This window comes from Roseivivax halodurans JCM 10272 (assembly GCF_000521785.1).
Classification (GTDB): Bacteria; Pseudomonadota; Alphaproteobacteria; order Rhodobacterales; family Rhodobacteraceae; genus Roseivivax; species Roseivivax halodurans.
This window is the reverse complement of the sequence record NZ_JALZ01000095.1, coordinates 1-2,378: the sequence shown is the minus strand read 5'-3', so window position 1 is coordinate 2,378 and position 2,378 is coordinate 1. Positions and strand designations below refer to the sequence as shown.

2 protein-coding genes are annotated in these 2,378 nt (G+C 56.8%); both read left to right on the top strand.

Annotated elements, in window-relative coordinates; genetic code table 11:
* Positions 1-826 (top strand): HipA family kinase (locus tag OCH239_RS23030; RefSeq protein ID WP_211242048.1); only part of this gene is annotated, 826 nt, incomplete at its 5' end.
* The gene (locus OCH239_RS21205) at positions 823-1,644 is read left to right on the top strand and encodes a DUF3037 domain-containing protein (protein WP_037267450.1); all 822 of its coding nucleotides are present in this window, start codon (positions 823-825) and stop codon (positions 1,642-1,644) included. The genes OCH239_RS23030 and OCH239_RS21205, both read left to right, overlap by 4 nt.
* Positions 1,645-2,378: the final 734 nt, after the last annotated feature.

Below are 2,378 nucleotides of genomic sequence, written 5' to 3'. Positions count from 1 at the left end.
CCGGCAGACCCGGCGCGGTTCAGAGTGCGAGGCGACTTCTTTCGTCAGGCGAGCAGACAGCGGCAGATCCAAGCCCCCGCTAGTGATGGCCGAGCTTCCCGGAGGAGAAACGGTTGATGTATGGATCAAAGCTCCAGGCTTACATACAACCATTTCAGACGCGGCGCCCGCCCGCGAGTGGATGGCTGCAAAGGTGGCAGAAGCCCTCGATTTGCCATGCCCTCCGCCAGTCAAAGTGAGACTCACCCCAGAGTTCGTCGCAAGCATCCAGGACGATGACTTGATTTCTGCCTTCCGAGCAGGACCGGAAGTCGTATTCGGGGCACTCCACTTGGGATCCGGTTGGAGACGATGGAGCGAGGCTTCATCTATGCCTCGCCGCATGCATCAATTGCATGGTAGCGCCTATCTCTTCGACACGATCATCCAGAATTGGGACAGAAGGATTGCCAATCCAAACATCCTGAAGATGGGCGACAATTTCACGCTCATCGACCACGAAGAGGCGTTCGTGTCTGCCACGGGCACCGAAGTTGATCGGAGCGCGGTAAGGCTGCCTTGGGAAGTGTTCGGCATTACCAACTTCATCTCCGGAGACATGCAACATCCCTTCTGGCGGGTCCTGAAGCGGAGCAACCATGTTGACTTCTCTCGTGCAGCCGCCTCTTGGAAGGGACTACCCGATGACACATTTTCACTGTACGCGGCGGACGCACCAGATGCCTGGGGTCGAGCCACGTGTGATAGTATAGCCGGATACCTGAGCGACGCCCGCTCCAACATCGATGCGGTCGTGGATACCATCGAGAGAGCCCGAGAACAGTGAACAAGCACGCGTACACCTACACGATACTGCAGTACCGTCATGACGTTTGGTCTGGCGAATGCATGAACGTGGGAGTCCTCGTCTACTGCCCGGACCTTTCCTACCTGAAGCTGCGGATCAGGAGCGGGGGAGCGAGGCTCAGCAATGCTTATCCAGGCATCGACCGAAGCGCTCTCCTCCACGACATGCGTGAACTGGAACGATGGTTCGACCGGAAGAACAACGAACGCGGTTCAGAATGGATTTGGCGCTCGGCACATGACATTGGACTTCATTTGCTTGGGAACGATGATAGCAGCCTTCGATGGCACCTCGACGCGAGTGGAGTCACGAATAACCCTGAAGCAATCCATGAACAGTTGTTCCAGCGACTAGTCGTTAAGCATGATCCAGAACCGGGTCGGATGCCCCGTTCCGACGAGCAGGTGTTTGAAGTCGTGAAGAGCAAGCTTAAGACAGCGGAAGTACTATCCCGCATGGAACCGCATACGGTCCGAAGCAGCTACTCCGAGGTCACATTCGAGCACTCTTTCAAGAACGGTAAGTGGCATTGTCTTCAGGCCATCTCACTGGACTCAGCCGACGCAGAGCAGATGCAGCGGAAAGCCGAAAGGTGGGCTGGGGTCCTTGTCGGAATTTCAGAGGCACCAGAGCCCTTCACCGTCTACCTTGTGACAGGAAAACCATCACAGTCGGAGCTACTTCGTCAGTATGAACGCATGATGGAACTTTTGCGTCACGCACCTACACGACCCGTTGTTCTGGACGAGGACGAAAGCGACGAAGTCGCGAGGCGCATTGCGGGCGCGGCGCACTGATGCAGGGCTTCCTTCGTGCCCCTACCAGCATGGCTGGAGAATGACCTCCGCACAGTCAACAGCACGGCGGCACGGGATTCGGACGCCCCAAGTCTGAGACCGCCCCCGGGCTAACGCTTAATGTAGTAGCGAACTGTCAGAACGTGCGCTGGCGACGACGTCGGTTCGGCAAGGATATCGTCCTCCGGACCCATGGCTTCGATCATGGCTTCACGCGCATCGGCTAGATGTATGCTGGGATCTTCGTAATACCCCGCAACGCGCTCTGCCAACTCGGAGCACGTCACATCAACATGATCATACCGCGAGTAAAAGACCCTCCGGAATATCTTCTGGAGTTCATCCCGGGCGGTTCGCTCTATGGATATGTCTGCCACCATATGCATAGGATGGCATCAGTTGGCGTCAGTTGCCACGGATTAGGCAAGCGAGCCTCATTCCGCAATCCAGAGCCCGCCGCCAGGAACGACGACAGTCGGCGGTTTGTTGCTGCTAAGCGAACTGATAACCGCATGACGACCCATGCCTACACCAGAACTAAGAACGGAGTTCCGACGCCTCTTGGACGAGTGGCTGAGGGACTACCCCTCCCATCCAGCATCGCTTGAGATGTTGGAGTACTCCGATTTCCGTCTTTGGCTCTCGACAGAGGGCTACGCGGATCTCGTACATGAGGCATGGTTGGCTGACGGCGAACAGAGGTTCAGGCGATACTTCCGTGAAGAGCTATCATC